The organism is Rhodococcus sp. WB9 (assembly GCF_007558985.1).
Taxonomy (GTDB): domain Bacteria; phylum Actinomycetota; class Actinomycetes; order Mycobacteriales; family Mycobacteriaceae; genus Rhodococcus_F; species Rhodococcus_F opacus.
Window position 1 is genome coordinate 1,496,356 of sequence record NZ_CP041769.1, and the last position, 22,187, is coordinate 1,518,542.

The window sequence follows — 22,187 nt, forward strand, 5'->3', positions numbered from 1 at the left end:
GCTCAGTCTCTTTCGAGTAGGAAGTAGTAGTGCCGACCGTCGTCGAGCACCAGTGCGGACTTGCCGTTCATGATGCCCATGAGGGTGGAGTCGTCCACCTTCTTGAAGTGGTCGAAGATGGGTGCGCCGTCGTACACCATGGTCGCGGTGACCTCACCCCGGAACTCGATGTTCCACAGGCTGGCTTCGCCGTTGCCGCCCTTGATGTCGGAATAGAGGTTGCCGTCCACGTCCCGGCAGATCAACGGCTTCGCGTCCTCGAGGGAGTGGAACGTCTTTCCGTGCCAGCGGCTCGCGAACAGCTTCTCGTGGAGGCGGTGTCCGGTGGCGAAGTCGTCGCCCTTCCAGCTGCCGAGGATGTCTTCGGCCCTGACGGTGTCGAGCGCCGCCCACACGGCGTCGAGTTCGTCGGGGGAGACGCCGCTCTCGCGCTCCCGGAGCTCGTGGAACGTGCTGCGGGCCTGATCGATGTCCATGAAAACGGTCCTTGGGGTGAGGGGCGCGAGGTTTACGAACCAAACTGTTCGTCAACTGCGCACGCTACGCCGAACCAGATGGTTCGGCAACGGGCAATTTAGGATGTCGGAATGCGAACAGCGGGAGAAGCCACGCGAGAACGGATCCTCGCCGCGGCCAAGGCGGAGTTCGCCCGCCACGGAGTCGCCGGAGCCCGGATCAACCGCATCGCGGAGGCGGCCCGGGCAAGCAAGGACCGTCTGTACGCGTACTTCGACAGCAAGGAAACGCTGTTCGACGCCGTCATCACGCAATGGATCGCCGAGACGACGGAACAGACGGCGTTGCGGGGCGACGATCTGCCGGGCTACGCGGGCCGGTTGTTCGACGACTACGTGGCGCACCCCGAGAACGCGAGGCTGCAGAAGTGGGCCGACCTGGAGGTGCGCGAGCAGATCGCCGACGATGCGCGGATCCTCACGCTGCGTCCCAAGATCGCCGAGATTCGGCGTGGGCAGCAGGAGGGGTTCGTCGATCCGTCGTGGAACGCGGGCGAGCTGCTGCTCGTGATCACCGACATCGCCTTGTCGCTGGCCACCGCCCGCGGCGACCGCAAGCAGGCGGGGGCAAAGTCGTGGGAGCGCACGGTGGCGCAGCGGCGGCAGGCCACTGTCGAGGCGGTTCGTCGTCTGATCGGGACGCCTGCGGCGGCGGAAGCGCCGGGCCGCGAATGAGTGCTCGTGCCCCTTACCCGGCATGGTGCCGAGTAAGGGGAGAGTGCCCCCAGTAGGGCTCGAACCTACGACCTGCGGATTAAAAGTCCGTAGCTCTACCAACTGAGCTATAGGGGCGCGGGGCCAGAGTCTAGTGCGCAGACAGTGACCGAGAAAACAGGACCCCCGGCACGGCGCGCCGCGCGGGGGGTGAAAAGGGTCGGCTCGGGTGCGCACCCCCTGCAGCGCACCCGAGCCGACCCGAATTATACCACTTGGTGTGTTTTCGGCAGCAGTCCGGTTTCAGCTCCATAAAGGTCTTTGGGTTGGTTTCTGGGAAGTTTCCATGATCTACAGACTGCTCTGTCGGTTTTTTCAAAACGGGGATACTGTTATGTATGGCTCCAGGCTCGTCCCAGTAGGGCGGAAAGAGGGGCTACTGCATCTCGGAGAGGGATTTACCGTCATGGCACGTCAACAGGAACGTGCGCGACGTACTCGCGCTGCGCTGGTGGAGTCGGCCGCCATCGAGTTCGCCAAGCGCGGCTATGCGGCGGCGTCCGTCAACACGATCCTCGAGGGCTCGAACGCCACCAAGGGGGCGATGTACTTTCACTTTCAGTCGAAGGAAGAACTTGCCCGTGCCGTTCTTCAGTCCGGAGTCGAGCAATTCACCGCGCTGACCGACAGGTGGACGAGTCGCACAGACATCGGGCCGTTCGAAGCCCTCCACGGTTTCGTGATCGATCTGGCGAAGCTGTTCCATTCGAGCGTCATCGTGCGGGCCGAGTTCCGGTTGATCGTCGAACCCGAGTTCTACCCGGACGTACAGTCCGGCGGCTCGCAGGTGTGGGGGCGCGCCGCGCACGAGTTCGCGATCCGCGCTCAGCGCGACGGACTGCTGCGCGCCGACGCCGATCCCGAGAAGTTCACCAGGGTCCTGGCGGCGTCACTCGCCGGCCAGCGGTACATGTCCGACATGACGGCGCTGGAGGGTGACCTCGGCGAGCGGTTCGCGGAATCGCTCGAAGTGATCCTCGAAGCGATGGCTTCACCCGAATGGTTGGAGAAGTTTGCGCGGGAAGGCTGGCCGGATTCCGGTTCGGAACTGCCCGATTCGTAGTCTGACCTGGCGATTTGGGAAATTCTCGATCCGTGTCCTAAGCTATCCAAGCTCCCAACGGAACGCCGTTGAGGTACTGGTTCGGAGAAATCCGGCGGGCCCCCTTCGTCTAGCGGCCTAGGACGCCGCCCTTTCAAGGCGGTAGCGCGGGTTCGAATCCCGTAGGGGGTACGTTTGACCGGTGTCGAGCATGCGGTATGGTTCGACGGCAGTAAAAGTGACACGCAGTAACGCTTTACACTGGTAAAGCAACAGCAGGACAAGCAAGGCCCTGTGGCGCAGTTGGTTAGCGCGCCGCCCTGTCACGGCGGAGGTCGCGGGTTCGAGTCCCGTCAGGGTCGCAAGTGTGTTGCCGATACCGAGTATCGGCAACACAATGCGATAGGCATTCGGTTCGGGTGCCGTCCGGCCAGGTAGCTCAGTTGGTACGAGCGTCCGCCTGAAAAGCGGAAGGTCGCCGGTTCGATCCCGGCCCTGGCCACCACGATTCACCGAAGCTCCGTTGTCGAGAACGTCGACAGCGGAGTTTTTTCGTTGTCCGTGTCGCTAGGGTGCGATCCGCAGTGTGTCGACGAGGCCGTCGCTGAGAACGAACTCGTACTTCAGTTCCACCGGGCTCCCGGGGAAATTTCCTTTCACCGTGGTGGTGATCACGTAAGTGTCGTCGGCGGCCATTTCCGTTCCGGTCACCTCGACCGTGTAGATGTATTTCGATTCGAGGTCCCTGCGCCATTGCCGGATGCCGTCGCGCCCGCGGACGGTCCGGCCTTCGTCGGTCACGGCCGCGTTGTCGGTGAAGCATGCTGTGAGTGCATCGAGGTCTCCTGCGTCGGCTGCCCGAAAGTAGCGCGTGACGATCTCGGGTGTCGTGGTGGTGCTCATGGTGATCTCCCTGTCCCTGTGCGTTGTCCCTGCCGGCCCGGCAGTCCGTCCGTATACCAACGCTATAGAAGTAGCATAGCGGTGTGACAAAGAAGAGTGTGGCGGGTGACGCCCGCGACCGTCTGCTGAAGGCGGCGGCCCAACTACTCGACGAGGCCAAGGGCAAGCCCGTGTCCACCCGCGCCGTCTGCGACCTCGCCGGCGTGCAGGCCCCGACGCTGTACCACCACTTCGGCAGCAAGCAGGGCCTGTTCGACGCGGTCGTGGAGTACGGTTTCGGCCAGTACGTCCGGGCCACGAATCGGCGCGGGGACGACCCGGTCGACGACCTGCGGCACGGCTGGGACGATCACGTCCGCTACGGGCTCGACAATCCCTCGTTCTACGTCCTGCTGTACGGGCAGGTCGCTCCGGGCAAGCCGTGTGCGGTGACCTCCGTCGCCGAAACGAGGCTCCTCCAGTTGCTGACCGACATCGCGCAGCAGGGACGCCTGCGCGTGACGCCTGCGGCCGCCGCCGGGCAATTCGTGGCGGCGAACGTCGGCATGACTCTGCACCTCATCGCGCAGCCGGAGGGCCGCGTCGACCTCTCCCTGTCACGGGAACTGCGCGACAACGTGATCGCCGGGCTGATCCGGCCGGCGCCCACTGTGCGGTCGGAGACCTCGAGGGAGGTGGTCGAGAAGGCGGACGCGCTCGCGCGCGCCCTCGACGCCGACGCGGGGCGGGCCGGGTTGAGTGCCGGCGAACTCCTCGTGATGCGGGAGTGGCTCGACAAACTATCGGCAGCGACCTAGGACTCCGAGCGCCGCCGCAGGGTGTCGAAGATCTCGCGGTAGTGCAGGTGAGCCATGAAATGACCACCGGTGCGGATGTTCAGCGTGGCGCCGGGAATCCGGCGGGCGAGCTCGGGCGGCCAGGTCGTGGGCACGAGTTCGTCCTCGGTTCCACCCCAGACGTCGACCGGCACGGTCAGATCCTCCGGCGCGAACCCCCACGGCCGCATCCACGCGCGGTAGTCCTCCACCATCCCGGGCGCTGTCCGGAGAGCCTCACCGGACATGAGCGAGAAGTTCCGGACAGGTTCGGAGCGGAGAACGGCTGCGTCCGCGGCGCCGAGGTCGCGGGCGCCGAGTCGCCGGAACAGGCGCGGAGCACGCAGTGCGACGGCGCCCATGACGCGAAAGCAGATCCGCGCCACCAGCGGGGCGTGCTGGGACAGCCGGGTGAACACGCGGTCCCCGGCGGGAAGCTGGGCGAACACCCCGGGTTCGGTGAGGGGCAGGGCCCCGGCGATCACCGCGACACTTGTCACGCGCGACGCCACGCCGGAGCCCACCGCGAGCGCGTACTGCCCGCCCATCGACCACCCCAGGACACCGAAACGGCCGACGCCGAGGTGCTTCACGAGGTCTTCGACGTCCCGGGCCCAGTCGAGGACCGTCCGGCCCGGCTGCGGATCCGACAGTCCGATCCCCGGACGGTCGGGGGACAGGAGCCGGATGCCCGCGTCGCGAGCACTCCGGTCGGCGGCCGCGACGTCGAGGCGGCCGGCGAGCCCGCCGTGGGCGTTCACGACGGTGAATCCGCGGGGGTCGCCGTACTCCGCGAAACCCATCAGGCGTCCGTCGCGCAGCCGGATCACACGATCCTCGGGTCCGACATGAACTCTGGGCACGGGAACCTCCGGCGGTCGAGGCGAGTCTATCCGGGGGAGGCCCACGCAATCCGGACATCGTGACGACCGGAACCGGTGCCGTCGCCGGACGGCACCGAGGTGACGGTCGCTAGGCTGACGTCCATGAGCAGTGCTGAAGAGCCGCTGACGGCGGGCCGCGACGGGCTACTGTCGTTGCTTCGCAACGGGCAGCTGCCCTCGCGCGGGGCCAAAGCCCCCCAGCGGGAGCGTTACCAGCGGATCGTCGCCGCAGCGATGGAACTCGCCTCGGAGGGCGGGTACGACGCCGTGCAGATGCGGGCCATCGCCGATCGGGCGGGCGTCGCGCTGGGCACCGTGTACCGCTACTTCCCGTCGAAGAACCACATGCTGGTGATGGGCCTGTTGATGGTGTTCGAGGGAATGCGGTCCCGGTTCGAGGACGTCGCGATACCGGGGGACACGCCGTCGGAGCGGATCCTGTTCGTCCTCCGGAAGAACACGGAAGTCCTCGAGAAGGACCGGCCGCGCTACGAGGCCCTGGTGCGCGCGTTCATGTTCGCGGACGCGTCGGCCTCGGCCGAACTGGATGCGTTCGGCGCGCTGATGACCGAAATGTTCGCCAAGACCATCGGTGTCGAGCACATCTCCGACGACCAGTTGAACGCCATCCGCGTGATCGGCGACGTCTGGATGTCGAGCCTGGTGTCCTGGGTGGCCGGCCGCATCTCGGTGGACGAGGTGATGGCTCACCTCGGGCTCGCGGTCCGTCTCGTGTTCCGGCGCCTCGGCGGCTAGTTCGCGAGCTCAGCGAAACGACTGCCGGATCACCGGTTCTCGCCGCTCGAGGATGGTGGCGGTGTGCTGGCGCACCATGCTGTCGAGGTGCTCACCCTGCGGTGCGAGCCAGAAGTCGCCCCGGTCGATGCCTGCGAAGACCAATTCCGCGAACGTGTCTGCGTCGAGACCGTCGGTGCCGAGCAGGTCGCGCATCTGCGCGACCATCCGGTCGACGGCCGGATGGGAGACCGCCCCGAACGGGTTGTCGAAGACGGACGTGACGACGGGCCCCGGCGCGAGGACGCTCGCGGACACCGGGGCGCCCACCATGGTCAACTCCATCTGCAGGCACTCGGTGATCGCGACGACCGCGAACTTCGATGCGCTGTACGGCGACATCATCGGACCGGGCGCGAATCCACCGACCGAGGCCGTGTTGACGACGCGTCCGCCGCCCTGGTCGATCATGCGCGGAACGAACGCCCGGATCCCGTTGACGACACCCGTGACGTTGACACCGAGGGTGGCGTCCCAGTCGGATTCGCCGAGTTGCCAGAGGAATCCGGCCCGCATGATTCCGGCGTTGTTGAAGAGCAGGTCCACCCGGCCGAACGAGTCGTACGCGAGATCGGCGAGGGCGTGGACGGACCCGGAGTCCGCGACATCGGTTGCGCACGTGAGGGCGGCTCCGCCCAGATCTGCGGCCAGACGATCCAGTGCGGCCGTATCGATGTCGGCGAGGAGCACGGCCATACCGCGGGCGTGCGCGTGCCGGGCTATCCCCGCGCCGATTCCCGAGGCCGCGCCGGTGACGACGACAACCTGCTTTTCCTGTGTTTCCGGTTCCGTCACGGCTCGACCGTAGGCCCGTCGCCCGCCGCCTCGGCCCGGGTTTCTCTCTCAGCGGGACATATTCACGTACCGGGACGCCACAGTGGTGCGAGGTCCGGGCCCTCCTCGCCCTGCTGCTGCGCACCTCGGAAGCGTGCCGCGAAGACGATCCAGCCGATGGCGGCCATGAGCAGGAAGCTGACCAGGCGGTAGACGACGATCGCGGACACCGCCTCGGCGCCGGTCATTCCGCTGGCGGTCAGTGCGGGGACGAGCACGGCATCCATGACACCGAGCCCTGCGGGCAGGAGTGGGATGGCCGAACGGGCGGCGTTGCCCGCCGCGTACGCGACGGCGAGTCCGGCGAATCCGGGATGTGCGCCGACCGCGTAGCACGCGAACGCGAGACATGCGGCGTCGGCGATCCAGTTGAACAGCGACCACCCGAACGCGCGGGCGGTGTCGCGGCGATCCATCCGGACGGCGCTCATCTGGTTCACGATGTGCTTCCATCGGCGAACACCGGTCAGCGGAGGCTTTTTTCGAAGCGCGTTGAATCCACGCAGCGCGGTGATGCCGACACCTTCGAGGGCGTCGGGCCGCGAGGCGGCGTACTGAGCCACCACCAGGAAGGCACACAGGCCGCCGAACGTGAAGATCAGCGAGAACGGGTTGGTCTCGGCCCCGACGAGCAGTGCGCCCGCCAGTCCGACGAGCGCCAGGCCGATGGCCTGGAGGGCGCCGGCCATCACCAGTTGCCACGTCGCGACCACCGGTGAGGCACCCCAGCGGCGTGTCTGCCGGTACCTGAACGTCGTTGCCAGAACCGGGCCGCCCGGCAGCGTCACGCTCATCGAATTGGAGGCGAACGTCACCGCGAGGGACTGCCGCTGTCTGATGTGCACGTCCGCGACCCCCAGCAGGCAGCGCTGGACCCGGGCGAAACACGACATCGACGCCAGCGACGCCACGACGGCCGCGGCCACCCATCCCCATTGGAGGTCGCCGAGGTTCTGGACGCTCTCGGAGAGGTCCGACCAGATGAGGACGATTTCCACCGCGAGCACGACGACGAGCAGGCCGCCGATCACCCATTCGACTCGACGCCTGCGGGGCGTCGGGCGGGTGTCTTGGGCGTCAGTCATACGCGTCCATTACACATGGCCGGTGATCACACCGTGTATCCGCCGTCGACGTCGAGTTTCTGTCCGGTGACGAAACCCGCCCGGTCGCTCGCGAGGAAGCAGACTGCCTCGGCGACGTCGGCGGCGGTGCCGAACCGGCGTAGCGGTATCCGGCTCATGGCGGCGTCGAGTGCACGCTGATCGAGTTCTTCGGAGTTGATCAGCCGCTCGGCCATGCCGTCGGTGAGCATTCCCGGGCCCACCGAATTGAAGCGGACGCCGTAGCGGCCCTCCTCGGCGGCGAATCCCTTGACCAGCTGTTCGATCGCACCCTTGGTGCCCGGCGACAGTCCGTCGCGCACCGGATATCGGCTGGTGGCCGCGGTCGTGACCGCGACGACGGAACCGGACGCTTCCCGCAGCGCGGGGAGGGCGGCCTTCACGACGGTGAAGAAGGCGACCGCTTCCTGTTCGAGGTGCTCGGCGTAGTCCCGGGGAGCGATCTCGGACAGGTGGATCATCGGAATGTGCGGTCCCGCGGCGTGAACGAGGACGCCGAGGCCGCCGAAGTGTTCGATGGTCTGTTTCACGACACTCGCGACGCGGGGCTGGTCGGAGAGGTCGGCGGAGAACGCCTGCGCTCCGACGCCGCGGCTTTCCAGTTCGCCGACGAGGTCCGCGGCGACGTCGGCGTTGGATTGGTAGGTGATGGCCACGTCGTGGCCGAGGGTCGCGAGTTGCCGTGCGATGGCCGAGCCGATGCCGCCGGTGCCGCCCGTGACCAGTGCGGCGCAGCGACGTCGGGGGGTGCTGGTGGCGGGTGTCGCCATGAGGAACTCCAAGCGTGTGAGGAACGAGCGCCCCTAACCTAGCAACTGCTTGGTTTCGGTGTGTAGGGAACAGTTCACCCCGGGCCCAGCGCAGCCTAGCCTGGCTATCCGACCAGGCCTTTTCGTCTTAGCCTGAACGCATGTCAGCAGAGAACGCCGAGCGGGCCGAGCCCTCGCGACATCCCGACGAGCCGCACGCACCGAGTCTGGCGAGCCGCCTCAACTGGTTGCGGGCCGGTGTTCTCGGCGCCAACGACGGCATCGTGTCGACCGCCGGCCTGGTGGTCGGGGTGGCCGCGGCCACCACCGAACGATCGGCGATCTTCACCGCCGGATTCGCGGGTCTCGCGGCCGGGGCGGTGTCGATGGCCCTGGGCGAGTACGTCTCGGTGAGCACCCAGCGCGACACCGAACGCGCTCTTTTGTCGAAGGAACGCCGTGAACTCACCGAAACCCCCGACGTCGAGTTCGAGGAACTCGTCGCGATGTACGAGGCCAAGGGGCTGAGTGGCGACACTGCCCGGACGGTCGCCCGCGAACTCACCGATCACGATGCGTTCGCCGCCCACGTGGACATCGAACTGGGCATCGACCCGGACGACCTGACCAACCCCTGGCAGGCTGCGGGATCCTCGGCGCTGTCCTTCACGCTCGGCGCCCTCGTCCCGCTGCTGGCGATCCTCGTACCGCCTGTGCACCTGCGCATTCCGGTGGCGTTCGTCGCCGTGCTGGTCGCGCTGGCCCTCACGGGCACCGTCAGCGCGGCTCTCGGCGGCGCACAGCGCACCCGGGCAGTGCTCCGCGTCGTGCTGGGCGGGGCACTCGCGATGATCGTCACGTACGGCATCGGCCAGCTGGTGGGAACGGGCATCGCCTAGCTTCGGGCGACAGTCACTCGCTCCGGCAGATCATGACCGGACATTTCGCGTGGTGGAGCAGATTCTGGCTCGTCGAGCCCATCAGCGCGCCGAGCAGCGGGCCTCGGCCGTGGCTGCCGACGACGATGAGCTGGGCGTCCCCTGCATGCCGCAGGATGACGTCGGCTGCGGCACCCTGCTCGGCCACCCTCGTCACGGACACGTCCGGGTATCGTTCCGACTCGCCCGCGAGGCCCTCGGACAGCAGCGCCTCCTCTTCCTGCTTCACGGCGTCCCAGTCGACGAGCATGCCGGTGCCGCCCGCGCCGAGCGTGGGGGAGCCCTGCCACGTGTGGACGGCGGTCAGCGGCGCCTCGAAGAACGACGCGAATTCGAATGCGTGGGCCACGGCGTCGCGGCTGAGGTCGCTTCCGTCGACCCCGACCACCACCGGACGCTGGTCGGGTGTGGTGACTTCACCCCGGAGAACGGTCACCGGGCAGGGTGCGCGGTTGACGACGTGCAGCGCCGTCGAGCCGAGCAGCACCGAACGGATCGCTCCCGTTCCCGTGGATCCGAGCACGATCAACCGCGCCCAGTCGGCGGCCTCGAGCAGTGCGGTGCCCGCGGGACCGGGACTGATGGTCGTCTCGATCTCCAGACCGGGGAACTTCGGTCCCAGTAGCCGCTTCGCCGTCCCGATAATGGCCTCGCCGTCCTCGCGCAGCTGACTGAGGAACTGCGACTCCAGCATGATCGCAGCGGGGCTGTACAGCGGGCCGTCCTGCGGCAGTGCGTGCACGAGCGACAGCGTGGCACCCCACTTCGACGCGACTGCGGCGCCCCACAGGGCGGCGGCGGTGGAGGCGTCGGATCCGTCCAGGCCGACGACGACGGAATGACTGGCGGGTGTGCTCACGTCTGGCTCCCTTCGCTCACGCTGTTGGGGTACTCCCCGACTGTGCCCTACTTCCAGACTTTTCGGGCCGCCTTCCTTGCGGTCTTCCACTCGGGTTTCACGAGCGGCGTCAGGGTATCGCCGCGATCGAGCTCACGCTGCAAGAGCATTCCGAGGCCCAGGCTCGACTCGGCGGAGTGCTGATCCTCCGCGACCATCGCGAGGATGTGGTCCCGTGCGACGACGGCGTCCTGGTACTCGCCGAGCACGTCCTGAAAGCCCTTGAATTTCGTCTGAGCGCGGTCGGACGCCTTCGGTGTCAGCGACCGCGTCGCCTCGATCGCATAACGCATTCGCTTGGCGCGCTTGCGCGCCCGGTGTGTCCGTGCGTCGCGCTCGGCCCGGGTGGTCGCGGACGCCGCCTTCCGCACGCGCTTGTGGACGGACTTCGACAAGGTGCGCAGGGATTTCGCCACGGCCTTCTTCGACGGGCCACCGTCCCCGGACGCCTCGACGGCGACCAGGAACGTATCGAGTCCGGCGAGCAGGTCGAGGTAGCGCCGGGAGTTCAGGGCGGCCAGTGCTGCGGGCCGGGCCGTCGCGGCGAGTCCCGAGAAGTACTCGTCGAGGCGCGCACGCACGACCTCGCGGTCGGGTATTTCCTCGGCGCCACCCAGCCGGTCCACGAGCCGGCTCCACTGCACCTCGGTGTCCCGCGCCGAGCCGAGGGCCTGACCGACCCAGCGGAGTTCGACGATCAAGTCGTCGACGGTTTCCTGATCGCGCAGGCTGGACCCGTACACCTGGAGGACACTCCGGATGCGCCGGGCCGAGACCCGGAGGTCGTGGACGGACTCCTCGAGGTCGCGCCGCACGCCGAGGTCGGCCGTCACGAGAGAATCTTTCTGCGCCGCCAGATACTCCAGCAGCAGTGCCCGGGGAGTGGACCCCTTCGTCCTGCGCACGGGGCGCGGGGTGCCGGTCACCGCGTCGCCGAGCGCCCGCCGCAACTTCGACGGCGCGTCCGACCGAGCTATCCCGGCGTCCGTCAGCCGGGAGTCGATGGCGTCGAACAGGTTTCGGTCTCCGGCCGCGAGCTCCACTTCGATCTCGCGCCACACCCGCTCGTCGGATCCGGTGCCCTTCTCGGGGACGGCGGCGATCACGACGTCCGAGACGACCTCGGCGAGCGTCGTCCCCGCCGCGTCCACGAGCCGCTGCCGTTCGCGATCGGTACTGATGAGCGCGACCGGGTTCAGGGCGGCGCCGCGGGTGACGGCAGTGAGCAGTTCCGCGAATTCCCGGGGCACTTCCGTCTCGGGGAGCTCGGCGTCGGGCGCCAACTGCAACTCGGTTCGCTCGTCCGCGCCTGCCGGGATCTTCAGATGCCAGCCGGCGTCGTCGCCGCCTTCCCGGCGGCGGAGGGTGATTCCGGCGCGCAGCAGCAGAAGTTCGCCCGTGTCGTAGTACAGGGCGGACAGCTGAACGGTGTCGCGCCGCGGTTCACCGTCCACACCGGGCAATCCCGAGAGGCTGGGTATCTGCTGCTCCGAACCGGCCTCGTACTTGCGTTCCACTTCGGAGACGGACGTCGCGGTACTCATGTCCCCATCCTTCCGTCTGACCGGCCCGGGGGAAAGAAGCCGAGGTCACTTCGGCCAGTCGAGGCTCCGGACGCTCGCGAAGCGTCGCGTGACGCCGGAGTAGGGGTCGACGAATTCGACGGACCGGGCCAGCAGCCGCAGCGGCGTCGAATAGTCGTCGGCGGCAACGTCGTAGAAGTCGGGATAGAAGTTGTCGCCGTGGATCGGGATGCCCAGCGAACTCATGTGCAGCCGCAACTGGTGCGTCTTGCCGGTGTGCGGCAGCAGCCGGTACCGGGCCGCGTCGCCGTGGACCTCGAGGAGTTCGATGCGGCTCTCGCTGTTGGCGGGACCGTCCACCTCGTACGCCTTAAGGACGCCTCGCTCCTTGACGATTCGACTGCGGACGGTGGCGGGCAGCGGGAGATCGGGGTCGTAACGCGCGACCGCCTCGTACTCCTTGACCACCCGGCGCTGGTCGAACAGCGACTGGTAGTCGCGCCGGACCTCACGCCGCACCGTGAAGATCAGCACCCCGGCGGTCAACCGGTCGAGCCGGTGCGCGGGTGTCAGTTCCGGGAGGTCGAGGTCTCTGCGCAACCGGACCAGCGCCGACTCGGCGATGTACGCGCCGCGTGGGGTGCTGGCCAGGAAGTGGGGTTTGTCCACGACGAGGAGGTTCTCGTCGCGGTGGAGGATCTCGATCTCGAACGGCACCCGTGTCTCGACTGGCGGATCCCGGTACAGGTACACGAATCTTCGGGGTGCGAACGGGGTGGAGTCGGTGATCGGCTGCCCGCGCTCGTCGACGACTTCCGCGGTGGCCACCTTCTCGCGGAGGCGCGTCTCGTCGTGCGGGAAACGCGCGACCAGGTACTCGAGCACGGTGGGCCACGGGCCGTCGTCCGGCATCCTCAGCCGCGTCGGGTTGAGGCCGTCGCGGACGGGAAGTGGGGCGTCGGGCACCCCGTCACGGTAGACGACAGGCTGCGGAAATCCGCCGTTGACCGCGGGGGGACTCATGGTTACTATCCGGTAAGTTTGTGACGCGGGCCACCCTGACTGGTCGCTGAGGCGCGTCATCGGAGGATTTCACGGGGGTTCGTGGTGATCGTGCGTCGATGGGCGTTTCGACCGGGTGTGGTGGCAGTCGCTCTGGCGGTGGGGGTGGGGCTCGCGGTGGTGCCCACGGTGACGGCGTCGGCGGATCCGACGGGCGGGGCGGCGGGGGCCGCGTGGAACGCCGCGGTCGACGCGCCGCCCGAGTACCCGGTGATCGCGATCGACTGGGACGTCCCCATCACCATGAGCGACGGAACGGTGCTGAAGGCCAACGTCTATCGCCCCGCGGACGCCTCCGGCAACCCGATCGACACCAGGATGCCGTCGGTCCTCAACGTCACGCCGTACACGAAGCTGGTCGGCAACCTCGTCGATTCCGTGTTCGCGGTGCCGGGGCTCGAGGACACCGTCGTCGACCTGGTGAACTCCTTCGATCTCGCCGGAACACCGTTCGACGGCGTCGGGGAAGCGGCCAAGGTGCTCACCGGTGGCGGCATGCGCGTCTTCGGCATCAACCGCGACCTCGTCCGGAACGGGTACACCCAGGTGGTCGTCGATGCGCGGGGCACCGGCTTCTCTCAAGGGGAATGGCAGGCACTCGGTCCGCTCGAGCAGCAGGACTCCGTCGAGATCATCGACTGGATGAGCAAGCAGGGATGGTCCGACGGCAAGGTCGGCATGGCGGGGGTGTCGTACTCGGGAATCAATTCGCTGCAGGCCGCGGGGCATCAGCCGCCGGCGTTGAAGGCGATCTTCCCGACCGAACCGGGCAACGATCTGCTCCGCGACATCGTCGGAACGGGCGGTGGTCTCGGCGTGGGATTCATGCCGCTGTGGCTGTCACTGGTCAACGGTCTCAAGTTCGTTCCCGACATCCAGGCCCTTGCGCAGGGGCGCTTCGACCAGCGGTGGCTGCAGGATCGGTTGCGGGATCCGCTGACGCTGTTCCCCGCACTGATCGAGGCCATGACCGCGCCGGACATCAACGGTCTCGACCCCGGCACGCTGCGGGTGGCGCAGGACGGCCAGTTCTACGAGGAGCGGAAGGCGCAGGCCGCGAACATCGAGGTGCCGACGATGCTCTACGGCGCGTGGCACGACATCTTCGCGAACAGCGAGCCGCGGGTTTACAACGACATTCCGCTGCCTGCCGGTGAGAAGCAGCTGATCATGAGCGACGCCTACCACATCTCGTTCGGTGGCGGCTTCGGCGAACAGGGTGCGCCGCCACGACTCGACGTCCTCGAACGCGCCTGGTTCGACAAGTGGCTGAAGGGCATCGACAACGGCATCGACGAGTACGGCCCGGTCACGCTTTACCAGCAGGGCAACGGCTGGACCACCACCGATCAGTTCCCGCGGGCCGGTGTCGACTACCAGCGGATGTACCTGTCGGATGCTCCCAGTGGCACCGCCGGGCACGCCGCCCACGACGGCAGCCTGGTGTCGGCGAAACCCGGCGACGCAGCACGACTCACCGTCGCACCCGGGCTCCGCGGGCTCTGTTCCCGCGACGGCGTACAGGGCACCGCAGGAGCGGCCGTCGTCTTCGGATCGGTGTGCAGCAAGGACTCCCGGTTCGCCGAGGCCGAGGGGCTGACGTTCACCAGCGCCCCCGTCACGCAGCCGACCGAGCTGTCGGGTCCGGTCAATCTGCACCTCGAAACCGTGCTCGACGCCCCGGACGGATTCTGGGCGGTGACACTGAACGACGTCGCACCGGACGGCACGTCGACCCCGCTCACCAATGGTGCGCTCACCGCTTCCATGCGGGCCGTGGACGATTCGAAGAGCACCAAGTCGGCGAACGGCGACTACACCGAACCGCACCACTATCTGACGGTGGACGCACGTCAGCCGCTGGTGCCGGGTGAAGTGACACCGGTGGACATCAACTTCGTGCCCACCGACGCCGTCCTCGCGCCGGGGCACCGGCTGCGCGTCGACGTGTACGCGGGCAGCGTCCCCCGGTACCTGCCGCTCGGACCGATTCTGGCCGACAGTCAACTGAAGCCGCAGCACGTCGCGTTGTCCCCCGATCGGCCGAGTTTCGTCAATCTGCCGCTGGTCGGAGCGCAGGCGTGGTGAAAGGTGCACGCCACGTCCCGAGATCCGTAGGGTTGACGCCATGACCAAGTGGACAGCTTCGGACATCGTCGATCAGAGCGGCCGCACGTTCGTCGTCACGGGCGCCAACAGTGGTCTGGGGGAGGTGGCTGCGCGGGCCCTGGGCAAGGCGGGGGCGCACGTCGTGCTGGCCTGCCGCAACACCCACAAGGGGGAGGTCGTCGCACGGTCGATCGGTGACAACGCCGAGGTGCGCCGCCTCGATCTGGCCGACCTCGCCTCGGTGCGCGAGTTCGCCGCCGGCGTCGAGTCCGTCGACGTTCTCGTGAACAACGCGGGCGTGATGGCGGTTCCGCAGCGCAAGACCGCCGACGGATTCGAAATGCAGATCGGCACAAATCATCTCGGGCACTTCGCATTGACCGGCCTGCTGCTCGACAAGATCACCGATCGGGTCGCCACGATGTCGAGTGCGGCACATCAGGCGGGAACGATTCACCTCGACGACCTCAACTGGGAACGCCGCAAGTACAACCGCTGGAGCGCGTACGGGCAGTCGAAACTCGCGAATCTGCTGTTCACATACGAGTTGCAGCGCAGGCTGTCGGCGGCAGGGTCACCCGTGAAAGCGGTGGCCGCGCACCCCGGTTACGCGTCGACCAATCTGCAGGCCCACACCGAGTCGGTGCAGGACAAGCTGATGGCCGTCGGCAACCGGATCTTCGCGCAGTCGGCGGAGATGGGGGCGCTGCCGATGCTGTACGCGGCAACGGCACCCGACGTGATCGGTGGCAGCTACATCGGGCCGGACGGCCTGTTCGAGCAGCGTGGCCATCCGAAGGTGGTGGGCTCCAACAAGAAGTCGCGGGACGAGCACACCGCGCGGGCGCTGTGGGCGCTGTCGGAGGACCTGACGGGCGTCGAGTTCACGTTCGGGTGACGCGACGCCCGTCAGGGTTGCTCAGTCTTCGGTGACCTCGAGGGTGACGTCGATGTTGCCGCGGGTGGCGTTGGAGTAGGGGCACACCTGGTGTGCCTTCTCGGTCAGCTCGAGCGCCTCGGCGCGCGGCAGGTGGGGCAGGGAAACCTCGAGGGTGACGGCGAGACCGAATCCGCCGCTGTCCGTCGGGCCGATGCCGACGCGGGCGCCGACGGCCGAGTCGGCGACGTTCGCCTTCGCCTGACGGCCGACCAGCTGGAGCGCGGAGTGGAAGCATGCCGCGTATCCGGCGGCGAACAGCTGCTCGGGGTTGGTGCCGTCGCCGGACCCGCCCATCTCGGTGGGGATCGCGAGGTTCAGGTCGAGCTTGCCGTCGGACGTGCGGGCGTGGCCGTTGCGGCCTTCTCCGGTCGCGAGGGCGTCGGCGGTGTAGACGATCTTCATGGTTACTTCTCTCCTGTAGGGGTGGTGAAGCTGTGGAGTGATTCGGTGAGACGCGACAGTGTGTCCCGGAGGGCGACGAGTTCGTCGATCTCCATTCCCGTCGAGTCGGCGAGTTCGGCGGGGATGCCCTCCGCGGCGGCGCGGAGGGCCGCACCCTTCTCGGTGAGGTGGATCCCGACCCGGCGCTCGTCGGCCGTGGAGCGCCGGCGTTCGACCAGGCCCAGGGTTTCGAGCCGCTTGAGCAGTGGCGACAGCGTGCCGGTGTCGAGGTCGAGGGCGTCGCAGATCTCACGTACTCCGCGGCCGTCCCGTTCCCAGAGCACCAACAGCACGAGGTACTGCGGGTAGGTCACTCCCAACGAGTCGAGCATCGACCGGTATCTCGCCGTCATGGCCCGGGAAGCCGAGTACAGGGCGAAGCACACCTGGCGGTCGAGGGTGAGGTTGTCGGTCACCCCTGAATAGTTGCACACAACTAGGTTGTGCACAACCAAGAACTGGAATCGGTGATTGCGCTTACACTGTTGGCCAGTGACACGGGGTGCTGCCCGGCGACGAGCCGGACGGCTGAGAACAGACCCGTCGAACCTGAACTGGGTAATGCCGGCGAAGGGATGTCGCGGAGACGGCCGTATGCGCTCATCCGATGTCTCGTCGCCGACCGAACGGAAGGTGGCAGCATGCAGCTCGACAAGCAGATCGTCCTGGTGACCGGCGGTGGGCGGGGCCTCGGCGCCGCCATCGTGCGGTCGTTCGCGGCGCAGAACGCACGGGTGATCGTGAACTACCGGAACAGCCGGGAGGCGGCCGAAGAACTCGCGACCTCCCTGGGTGCGGACCGTGCGGTCGCGCTCCGGGCCGACGTCACGGACGCCGGCCAGGTGGCTGCGCTGTTCTCCGCGGCGGAGGAACACTTCGGCTCACCGGTGACCACGGTGGTCAACAACGCGCTCGCCGACTTCTCCTTCAACGGCGACGCACGCGACAAGGCCGACGTCATCACGTGGGATGCCTTCGACTCGCAGCTGCGTGGCAGCGTGAAGGCGACCCTGCACACGACGCAGGCCGCGCTGCCGGGCATGCGTTCGCTCGGGTTCGGCCGGATCGTGAGCATCGGAACCAACCTGTTCCAGAACCCCGTCGTCCCGTACCACGACTACACGGCCGCCAAGGCCGCGGCGCTGTCGCTGACCCGCACGCTCGCGGCCGACCTCGGTCCCGACGGCATCACCGTCAACATGGTGTCGGGCGGGCTGCTCCGCACCACCGACGCGAGCGCCGCCACTCCCGACGAGGTGTTCGACCTCATCGCGGCGAGCACCCCGCTGCAGCGGGTCACCACGCCGGACGAGTTCGCCGACGCGGTGCTGTTCTTCGCGTCCCCTTGGTCGCGTGCGGTGACCGGCCAGAACCTCGTCGTCGACGGCGGACTGGTCAAGGACTGACATGAGCGAGGCCCGGCAACTGCACTTCAACGCGTTCCTCTACAGCTGCGGGCACCACGGCGCCGCGTGGCGGCACCCCTCGTCCCACGTGGAGCGACTCTGCGACATCGCCTACTACGAGGAGTTGGCGCAGACCGCGGAGCGCGGCTGCCTCGACGCGGTGTTCTTCGCGGACGGGCATTCGGTGCGCGACCCCGCATCCGGAGGCATGTGGTTCCTCGAACCGCTCACCGCGCTGTCCGCGATGGCGCGCGCGACGGAGCGGGTCGGACTCGTGACGACGGTGTCCACCACGTTCTACACACCGTTCCACGCCGCCCGGATGCTGGCGTCGCTCGACCACATCAGCGGCGGCCGTGTCGGCTGGAACGTGGTGACATCCATGTTCGACGCCGAAGCGCGCAACCACGGACTCGAGGAGATGCCGCCGCACGACGAGCGCTATTCGCGCGCCGCGGAATTCGTCGACGTGGCACTCGCCCTGTGGGATTCGTGGGAGCCCGACGCGCTCGTGCTCGACCGGGACGGCATCTTCGCGGACCCGGCCAAGGTGAAGCCGGTCGAGCATCGAGGAAAGTATTTTCTCGTGGACGGTCCGCTGAACGTGCCGCACTCGCCGCAGGGTCGTCCCGTGCTGTTCCAGGCCGGCGCGTCCGATCAGGGCCGCGACCTGGCCGCCCGGTGCGCCGAGGGCATCTACGCCGTCGCCTACGACCTCACGGCCGCGCAGAGCTACTACGGCGACGTGAAGCTGCGCATCCGTGCGGCGGGCCGCGACGCCGACGCGGTGGTCGTGATGCCCGGTCTCGTGACCTATGTCGGTTCGACCGGTGCGGAGGCCCGGCGGAAGAAGGCGGAACTCGACGCGCTCCTGCCCGTCGAACAGTCGCTGGCGCAGTTGTCGATGTTCGTCCAGCAGGACTGCAGTGCCTGGGAATTGGACGCACCGGTTCCCGCGCTGCCGCCGCTGTCGGAGTTCACCGGGCCGCAGGGCCGGTACGACACGATCCTGCGGATCATCGACAAGGACCGTCCCACCGTGCGGTCGCTGCTGGGCACGTTGGCGGCTGGCGGCGGCCACTGCACCATGATCGGAACCCCGGAATCGATCGCCGACGAGATCGAGGTGTGGTTCCGCCGCGGCGGGGCCGACGGCTTCAACCTGATGCCGCCGCTCTACCCGAACGGCCTCGCGGACTTCGTCGACGAGGTGATCCCCGTCCTGCAGAAGCGTGGACTGTTCCGCGCGGAGTATGAGACAGACACTCTGCGCGACCATCTCCGGGGGCGCCCGTAGTTGCCACCACAAAGAACACAACCTTCTCTAAGTACGCAACAGTGACTGTGAGCGTCCCTCCCCCCGACACTGGCTGTTATCGCGATCACACCACGACGCGAGTTCGGACGAGGAGTGGCAATGCTGGTAGCACTCGGCTTTCTGATGGTGGCCGTGTTCATGTTCTTGATCATGTCCAAACGGGCCACTCCCGTGGTCGGGTTGATCGCCGTCCCGGTCGCATTCGGGATCGCGGCCGGGGCCGGCCTCGGCATCGGCGACATGATCACCGACGGGATCAAGGCGCTGGCACCGACGGCCGCGTTGCTGTTCTTCGCGATCATCTTCTTCGGGATCATGATCGACGTCGGCCTGTTCGACCCGCTGGTGAAACTCATCCTCCGGCTCGTCCGCAACGACCCGATGCGGCTCGTCGTCGGCACCGCGGTGCTCGCGATGGTGGTGTCGCTGGACGGTGACGGATCCACGACGTTCATCATCGTGACGTCCGCACTGCTGCCGCTGTACATGAAGCTGAAGGTCAGCCCCGTGGTTCTGACGGTGGTCGCCGGCCTCGCGAACGGCGCGATGAACATCGTCCCGTGGGGTGGACCGACGGTCCGGGCAGCCGCGGCGCTGGGAATCTCACCGTCGGACGTGTTCGTGCCGATGATCCCGTCGCTGGTGGTCGGACTGCTCGTCGTGCTGCTGTTCGCCGTGCAGCTGGGCTACAGCGAACGCCGCCGCATCGGAACGCTCGAACTCACCGACGAGCGCCTCCTCGTCTCCGCAGGCTCCGGCCTCCGGCGGTCCGTGACCGGATCCGGATCCGGATCCGGGGGCAATGGTGACGCACCCCGAACGGGTGGCGGCTCCGGCGACGCCGGATCGGACGACGGCCAGGGCTTCGTCGACGGTCTCGACCCCCAGCGGCCCACGCTGCGGCCGAAGCTGCTGTGGTTCAACGCGCTCGTGACGGTGGCGCTCCTCGTCGTGCTCGTGATGGACGTACTGCCGATTCCGGTCCTGTTCATGGTGGCCGCATCGATCGCGCTGACGGTGAACTTCCCGCGGGTCAAGGAACAGCAGGAAGCGATCACCCGCCACTCGTCGAGCATCGTCTCCGTGGTCGCGATGGTGTTCGCCGCGGCCGTGCTCACCGGCGTATTCCAGGGCACCGGAATGGTCGAGGCCATGGCGCAGTGGCTGCTCGAAATCATCCCGGCCTCGCTCGGACCGCACCTGGCCGTCATCACGGGCATCCTGAGCCTGCCGTTCACGTTCTTCATGAGCAACGACGCCTTCTACTTCGGCATCATGCCCGTGCTCGCCGAGACGGCGGCCACGTACGGCATCGAGCCGGTCGAGATGGCCCGCGCATCCATCACCGGCCAGACGTTCCACATGCAGAGCCCCCTCGTCCCGGCCATCCTCCTGCTCGTGACCCTGGCGGGCGTCCCGCTGGCGGACCATCACAAGAAGGTGCTGTGGCGCGCGGCGCTGGTGTCGCTGTCGATGTTGGTGATCGGTGTGGTCCTCGGCCAGATCCCCTGGTGACCTAGTCCTCGGTGTCGGTGTCGGTGTCGGTGTCGGTGTCGGTGGCGGGGCCCTCAGGGGTCGCGCCACCTTCGCCGCTCCAGTCGGCGCCCGAACTCTTGTCGTCCTCGGCCGGATCGGACATCACGTCCTTGTCCGCGCCCGGGGCGCCGCTGTCGGTGGTCGTGGTCTTCGGTCCGGATGCGTCCTTCGGTGTCATGTCCGACGAATACCCCGACAACTGGGTTCTCCAATCAGACGGACCCGGGTCTGCAATTCGAAAACTCCGTCGGGGATTGGCAGGTGAACAATACTTCGACGTAGTGTTCCCCGGGTTATCGACGATGAAGGAGTGGAACTGTGGCGCGCAAAGTTGTTGTCGAACGCATCGACGACATCGACGGAACTCCGATCAAGAACGGTAAGGGGGAGACCATTCCGTTCTCTGTCGACGGCGTCGACTACGAGATCGATCTGAAGGTCAAGAACGCCAGGGAATTCCACAAGACTCTCGACTACTACATCGAGCATGCAACTCGGGTCGGTGGAAGAAAGCGTCGGTCGACTCCTGCAGTTGCACCGTCGCAGGGACGGAGCCAGGCCAAGGAAATTCGAGAATGGGCGACGTCGCAGGGGTATGAGTTGTCCACGCGTGGACGTATTCCTGCCGAGATCGAGGAGGCGTACAACGCCGCTCACTGAGTCAACGGTGTCGCGGGGGTCGGCGCCTCCAGCCGCCCTGTTCGGGTCGGCTGGAGGCTGTAATCGGTCGTCAGTATCGGCGCGCTGCGTGAAATGACATGGAGCTCATGGCTACTCGCGTGACCGGCCGTCCCGGAGCGGGTGCGTGAACGACCGTGTCGTTTCCTGCGTAGATCCCCGCGTGGCCGCCCCCGTAGAAGAGGACGACGTCACCGGGCTGCAGGTCGCTCTCGTCCACGGCGGTCCCGTGTCGGAGTTGCTCGTAGGTGGTGCGAGGAACGGCCACACCGGCCTGTTTGTAGGCCCATTGAACGAGACCGGAGCTGTCGAAGGCGCGGTGGTCGCCGGCGCCGAGGGTGCACGGGATTCCGATTCTGGATGCGGCGGCATGCAGTGCGTGGCGTCCCGGCCGCACCGGAGGCCGGCGGAACGTGTGAACCAGGTGATGTCCGTGATTCCCGGTGTGTGGGTTCATGCCGTCGTTGCTCCAGTGCGCTCGGTGTGGTGTCGCGTCGTCGGGACGTCCGATTACAGGGTGGTCCCGGGCCGATCGGGGCGCATCGGCTGAATTACCCGGATATGTGCCTGTCTTCTCTGCCTCCGTCGCCGGATTCGACGGCCGCCAGTGAACCATTCGATCTGGTCGGTTTGGTACTCGCGAGTAGTGCGGGCCCCTCGTAACGTCGAACGGGTAATTGTCAGGTCGAAGGGAGTGGTCCGCTACGTCCTGTGGACTGGGATGAAGGAAGGCGGACGATGACGATCCGAGAATCGGCGAACTGTGCTTTCGGTGTCGCGCGCTTGGCGTTCGACGCGGGAGCTGCCCTCCTGTCCGTTGCCGTGGCGGTACCGGTCGCCTTCGCCGTGGGCGAGGCGAGATCGATGGCACTCACGGCACGTGGTGACATCACGCCGGCCGCCGGGACGGCGGACAGCGAGCATGTGCACGACCTGGGGACCGTCGTCGAACTGATCTAGCCG

At 67.3% G+C, this 22,187-nt stretch carries 25 protein-coding genes, 4 tRNA genes and 1 riboswitch; of the genes, 15 read left to right on the forward strand and 14 right to left on the reverse strand.

The annotated features are described in order from the left end of the window. Window positions 1-2 precede the first annotated feature (2 nt). Window positions 3-476: a DUF4334 domain-containing protein gene (locus tag FND50_RS07150; protein ID WP_144285271.1), complete on the reverse strand. Its 474-nt coding sequence runs from the start codon at window positions 474-476 to the stop codon at window positions 3-5. A 111-nt stretch (window positions 477-587) separates the two neighbouring features. On the opposite strand from FND50_RS07150, the gene FND50_RS07155 reads away from it, so the two are divergent. After that, on the forward strand, window positions 588-1,190 hold the full coding sequence (locus FND50_RS07155; RefSeq protein ID WP_144285272.1) for a TetR/AcrR family transcriptional regulator: 603 nt from the start codon (window positions 588-590) through the stop codon (window positions 1,188-1,190). 44 nt (window positions 1,191-1,234) lie between these two features. On the opposite strand, the gene FND50_RS07160 is transcribed toward FND50_RS07155, so the two are convergent. Beyond that, window positions 1,235-1,307, reverse strand: a tRNA-Lys gene (locus tag FND50_RS07160). 328 nt (window positions 1,308-1,635) lie between these two features. On the opposite strand from FND50_RS07160, the gene FND50_RS07165 reads away from it, so the two are divergent. From FND50_RS07165 to FND50_RS07180, 4 genes are all read left to right on the forward strand, one after another. Beyond that, complete coding sequence (locus FND50_RS07165) at window positions 1,636-2,292, forward strand: TetR/AcrR family transcriptional regulator (protein WP_005254790.1); 657 nt, start codon at window positions 1,636-1,638, stop codon at window positions 2,290-2,292. A 98-nt stretch (window positions 2,293-2,390) separates the two neighbouring features. After that, window positions 2,391-2,463 (forward strand) — tRNA-Glu (locus FND50_RS07170). 96 nt (window positions 2,464-2,559) lie between these two features. Continuing rightward, a tRNA-Asp gene (locus FND50_RS07175) sits at window positions 2,560-2,633 on the forward strand. Between the two features lie 66 nt (window positions 2,634-2,699). Next, window positions 2,700-2,776 (forward strand) — tRNA-Phe (locus tag FND50_RS07180). A gap of 62 nt (window positions 2,777-2,838) precedes the next feature. Here the strand turns inward: FND50_RS07180 and FND50_RS07185 are convergent. Then, window positions 2,839-3,174: a nuclear transport factor 2 family protein gene (locus tag FND50_RS07185; protein WP_144285273.1), complete on the reverse strand. Its 336-nt coding sequence runs from the start codon at window positions 3,172-3,174 to the stop codon at window positions 2,839-2,841. Between the two features lie 83 nt (window positions 3,175-3,257). On the opposite strand from FND50_RS07185, the gene FND50_RS07190 reads away from it, so the two are divergent. Continuing rightward, window positions 3,258-3,971: a TetR/AcrR family transcriptional regulator gene (locus tag FND50_RS07190; protein WP_260850930.1), complete on the forward strand. Its 714-nt coding sequence runs from the start codon at window positions 3,258-3,260 to the stop codon at window positions 3,969-3,971. On the opposite strand, the gene FND50_RS07195 is transcribed toward FND50_RS07190, so the two are convergent. Next, window positions 3,968-4,819, reverse strand: a complete 852-nt coding sequence (locus FND50_RS07195) for an alpha/beta fold hydrolase (RefSeq protein ID WP_144288994.1) — start codon at window positions 4,817-4,819, stop codon at window positions 3,968-3,970. The genes FND50_RS07190 and FND50_RS07195 overlap by 4 nt on opposite strands. 156 nt (window positions 4,820-4,975) lie before the next feature. On the opposite strand from FND50_RS07195, the gene FND50_RS07200 reads away from it, so the two are divergent. Further along, window positions 4,976-5,629 (forward strand): TetR family transcriptional regulator, encoded by a 654-nt coding sequence (locus FND50_RS07200; RefSeq protein WP_005244320.1) that lies wholly within the window; start codon window positions 4,976-4,978, stop codon window positions 5,627-5,629. A gap of 9 nt (window positions 5,630-5,638) precedes the next feature. Here the strand turns inward: FND50_RS07200 and FND50_RS07205 are convergent, their stop codons facing one another. The 3 genes from FND50_RS07205 to FND50_RS07215 form a co-directional block, all read right to left on the reverse strand. Next, window positions 5,639-6,463 (reverse strand): SDR family oxidoreductase, encoded by an 825-nt coding sequence (locus FND50_RS07205; RefSeq protein ID WP_144285274.1) that lies wholly within the window; start codon window positions 6,461-6,463, stop codon window positions 5,639-5,641. Between the two features lie 62 nt (window positions 6,464-6,525). Further along, entirely contained in the window at window positions 6,526-7,587 is a 1,062-nt protein-coding gene (locus FND50_RS07210; protein WP_144285275.1) for a YbhN family protein, read from the reverse strand. A gap of 26 nt (window positions 7,588-7,613) precedes the next feature. Beyond that, window positions 7,614-8,396 (reverse strand): SDR family NAD(P)-dependent oxidoreductase, encoded by a 783-nt coding sequence (locus FND50_RS07215; RefSeq protein ID WP_144285276.1) that lies wholly within the window; start codon window positions 8,394-8,396, stop codon window positions 7,614-7,616. A 140-nt stretch (window positions 8,397-8,536) separates the two neighbouring features. Here FND50_RS07215 and FND50_RS07220 point away from each other — a divergent pair, with 140 nt between their 5' ends. Beyond that, window positions 8,537-9,274, forward strand: coding sequence for a VIT family protein (locus FND50_RS07220; RefSeq protein WP_005255143.1), 738 nt, complete (start codon window positions 8,537-8,539; stop codon window positions 9,272-9,274). 13 nt (window positions 9,275-9,287) lie between these two features. Here FND50_RS07220 and FND50_RS07225 read toward each other — a convergent pair whose 3' ends face one another. The 3 genes from FND50_RS07225 to FND50_RS07235 are packed head-to-tail and all read right to left on the reverse strand — an operon-like array spanning window position 9,288 to window position 12,757. Next, window positions 9,288-10,172, reverse strand: a complete 885-nt coding sequence (locus tag FND50_RS07225) for a universal stress protein (RefSeq protein WP_007301076.1) — start codon at window positions 10,170-10,172, stop codon at window positions 9,288-9,290. Window positions 10,173-10,219: 47 nt separating this feature from the next. Then, complete coding sequence (locus FND50_RS07230; RefSeq protein WP_144285277.1) at window positions 10,220-11,755, reverse strand: CYTH and CHAD domain-containing protein; 1,536 nt, start codon at window positions 11,753-11,755, stop codon at window positions 10,220-10,222. A gap of 45 nt (window positions 11,756-11,800) precedes the next feature. Next, complete coding sequence (locus tag FND50_RS07235; protein ID WP_144285278.1) at window positions 11,801-12,757, reverse strand: pseudouridine synthase; 957 nt, start codon at window positions 12,755-12,757, stop codon at window positions 11,801-11,803. A gap of 84 nt (window positions 12,758-12,841) precedes the next feature. Between FND50_RS07235 and FND50_RS07240 the strand changes: the two genes are divergently transcribed. Next, window positions 12,842-14,884: a CocE/NonD family hydrolase gene (locus tag FND50_RS07240; RefSeq protein WP_186301320.1), complete on the forward strand. Its 2,043-nt coding sequence runs from the start codon at window positions 12,842-12,844 to the stop codon at window positions 14,882-14,884. A 40-nt stretch (window positions 14,885-14,924) separates the two neighbouring features. After that, complete coding sequence (locus FND50_RS07245) at window positions 14,925-15,803, forward strand: oxidoreductase (RefSeq protein ID WP_144285280.1); 879 nt, start codon at window positions 14,925-14,927, stop codon at window positions 15,801-15,803. A 21-nt stretch (window positions 15,804-15,824) separates the two neighbouring features. Here FND50_RS07245 and FND50_RS07250 read toward each other — a convergent pair whose 3' ends face one another. After that, window positions 15,825-16,247, reverse strand: coding sequence for an organic hydroperoxide resistance protein (locus tag FND50_RS07250; protein WP_144285281.1), 423 nt, complete (start codon window positions 16,245-16,247; stop codon window positions 15,825-15,827). A gap of 2 nt (window positions 16,248-16,249) precedes the next feature. After that, window positions 16,250-16,702 carry a MarR family winged helix-turn-helix transcriptional regulator gene (locus FND50_RS07255; RefSeq protein WP_144285282.1) on the reverse strand — a complete coding sequence of 151 codons (453 nt, stop codon included), beginning with the start codon at window positions 16,700-16,702 and terminating at the stop codon, window positions 16,250-16,252. Between the two features lie 72 nt (window positions 16,703-16,774). Then, window positions 16,775-16,879, forward strand: a riboswitch (TPP riboswitch). A gap of 48 nt (window positions 16,880-16,927) precedes the next feature. On the opposite strand from FND50_RS07255, the gene FND50_RS07260 reads away from it, so the two are divergent. The 3 genes from FND50_RS07260 (at window position 16,928) to FND50_RS07270 (ending at window position 20,525) form a co-directional block, all read left to right on the forward strand. Then, entirely contained in the window at window positions 16,928-17,692 is a 765-nt protein-coding gene (locus tag FND50_RS07260) for a 3-oxoacyl-ACP reductase (protein ID WP_144285283.1), read from the forward strand. A 1-nt stretch (window position 17,693) separates the two neighbouring features. Further along, window positions 17,694-18,989: an LLM class flavin-dependent oxidoreductase gene (locus tag FND50_RS07265; RefSeq protein ID WP_144285284.1), complete on the forward strand. Its 1,296-nt coding sequence runs from the start codon at window positions 17,694-17,696 to the stop codon at window positions 18,987-18,989. A gap of 120 nt (window positions 18,990-19,109) precedes the next feature. Further along, on the forward strand, window positions 19,110-20,525 hold the full coding sequence (locus FND50_RS07270; RefSeq protein ID WP_065489320.1) for a CitMHS family transporter: 1,416 nt from the start codon (window positions 19,110-19,112) through the stop codon (window positions 20,523-20,525). Between the two features lies 1 nt (window position 20,526). Here FND50_RS07270 and FND50_RS07275 read toward each other — a convergent pair whose 3' ends face one another. Further along, entirely contained in the window at window positions 20,527-20,724 is a 198-nt protein-coding gene (locus FND50_RS07275) for a hypothetical protein (protein WP_144285285.1), read from the reverse strand. 140 nt (window positions 20,725-20,864) lie between these two features. Here FND50_RS07275 and FND50_RS07280 point away from each other — a divergent pair, with 140 nt between their 5' ends. After that, window positions 20,865-21,206, forward strand: a complete 342-nt coding sequence (locus tag FND50_RS07280) for an Lsr2 family protein (protein ID WP_005255167.1) — start codon at window positions 20,865-20,867, stop codon at window positions 21,204-21,206. 70 nt (window positions 21,207-21,276) lie between these two features. On the opposite strand, the gene FND50_RS07285 is transcribed toward FND50_RS07280, so the two are convergent. After that, window positions 21,277-21,681, reverse strand: a complete 405-nt coding sequence (locus FND50_RS07285) for a C40 family peptidase (RefSeq protein ID WP_144285286.1) — start codon at window positions 21,679-21,681, stop codon at window positions 21,277-21,279. A gap of 281 nt (window positions 21,682-21,962) precedes the next feature. Here FND50_RS07285 and FND50_RS07290 point away from each other — a divergent pair, with 281 nt between their 5' ends. After that, entirely contained in the window at window positions 21,963-22,184 is a 222-nt protein-coding gene (locus FND50_RS07290; protein WP_144285287.1) for a hypothetical protein, read from the forward strand. Window positions 22,185-22,187: the final 3 nt, after the last annotated feature.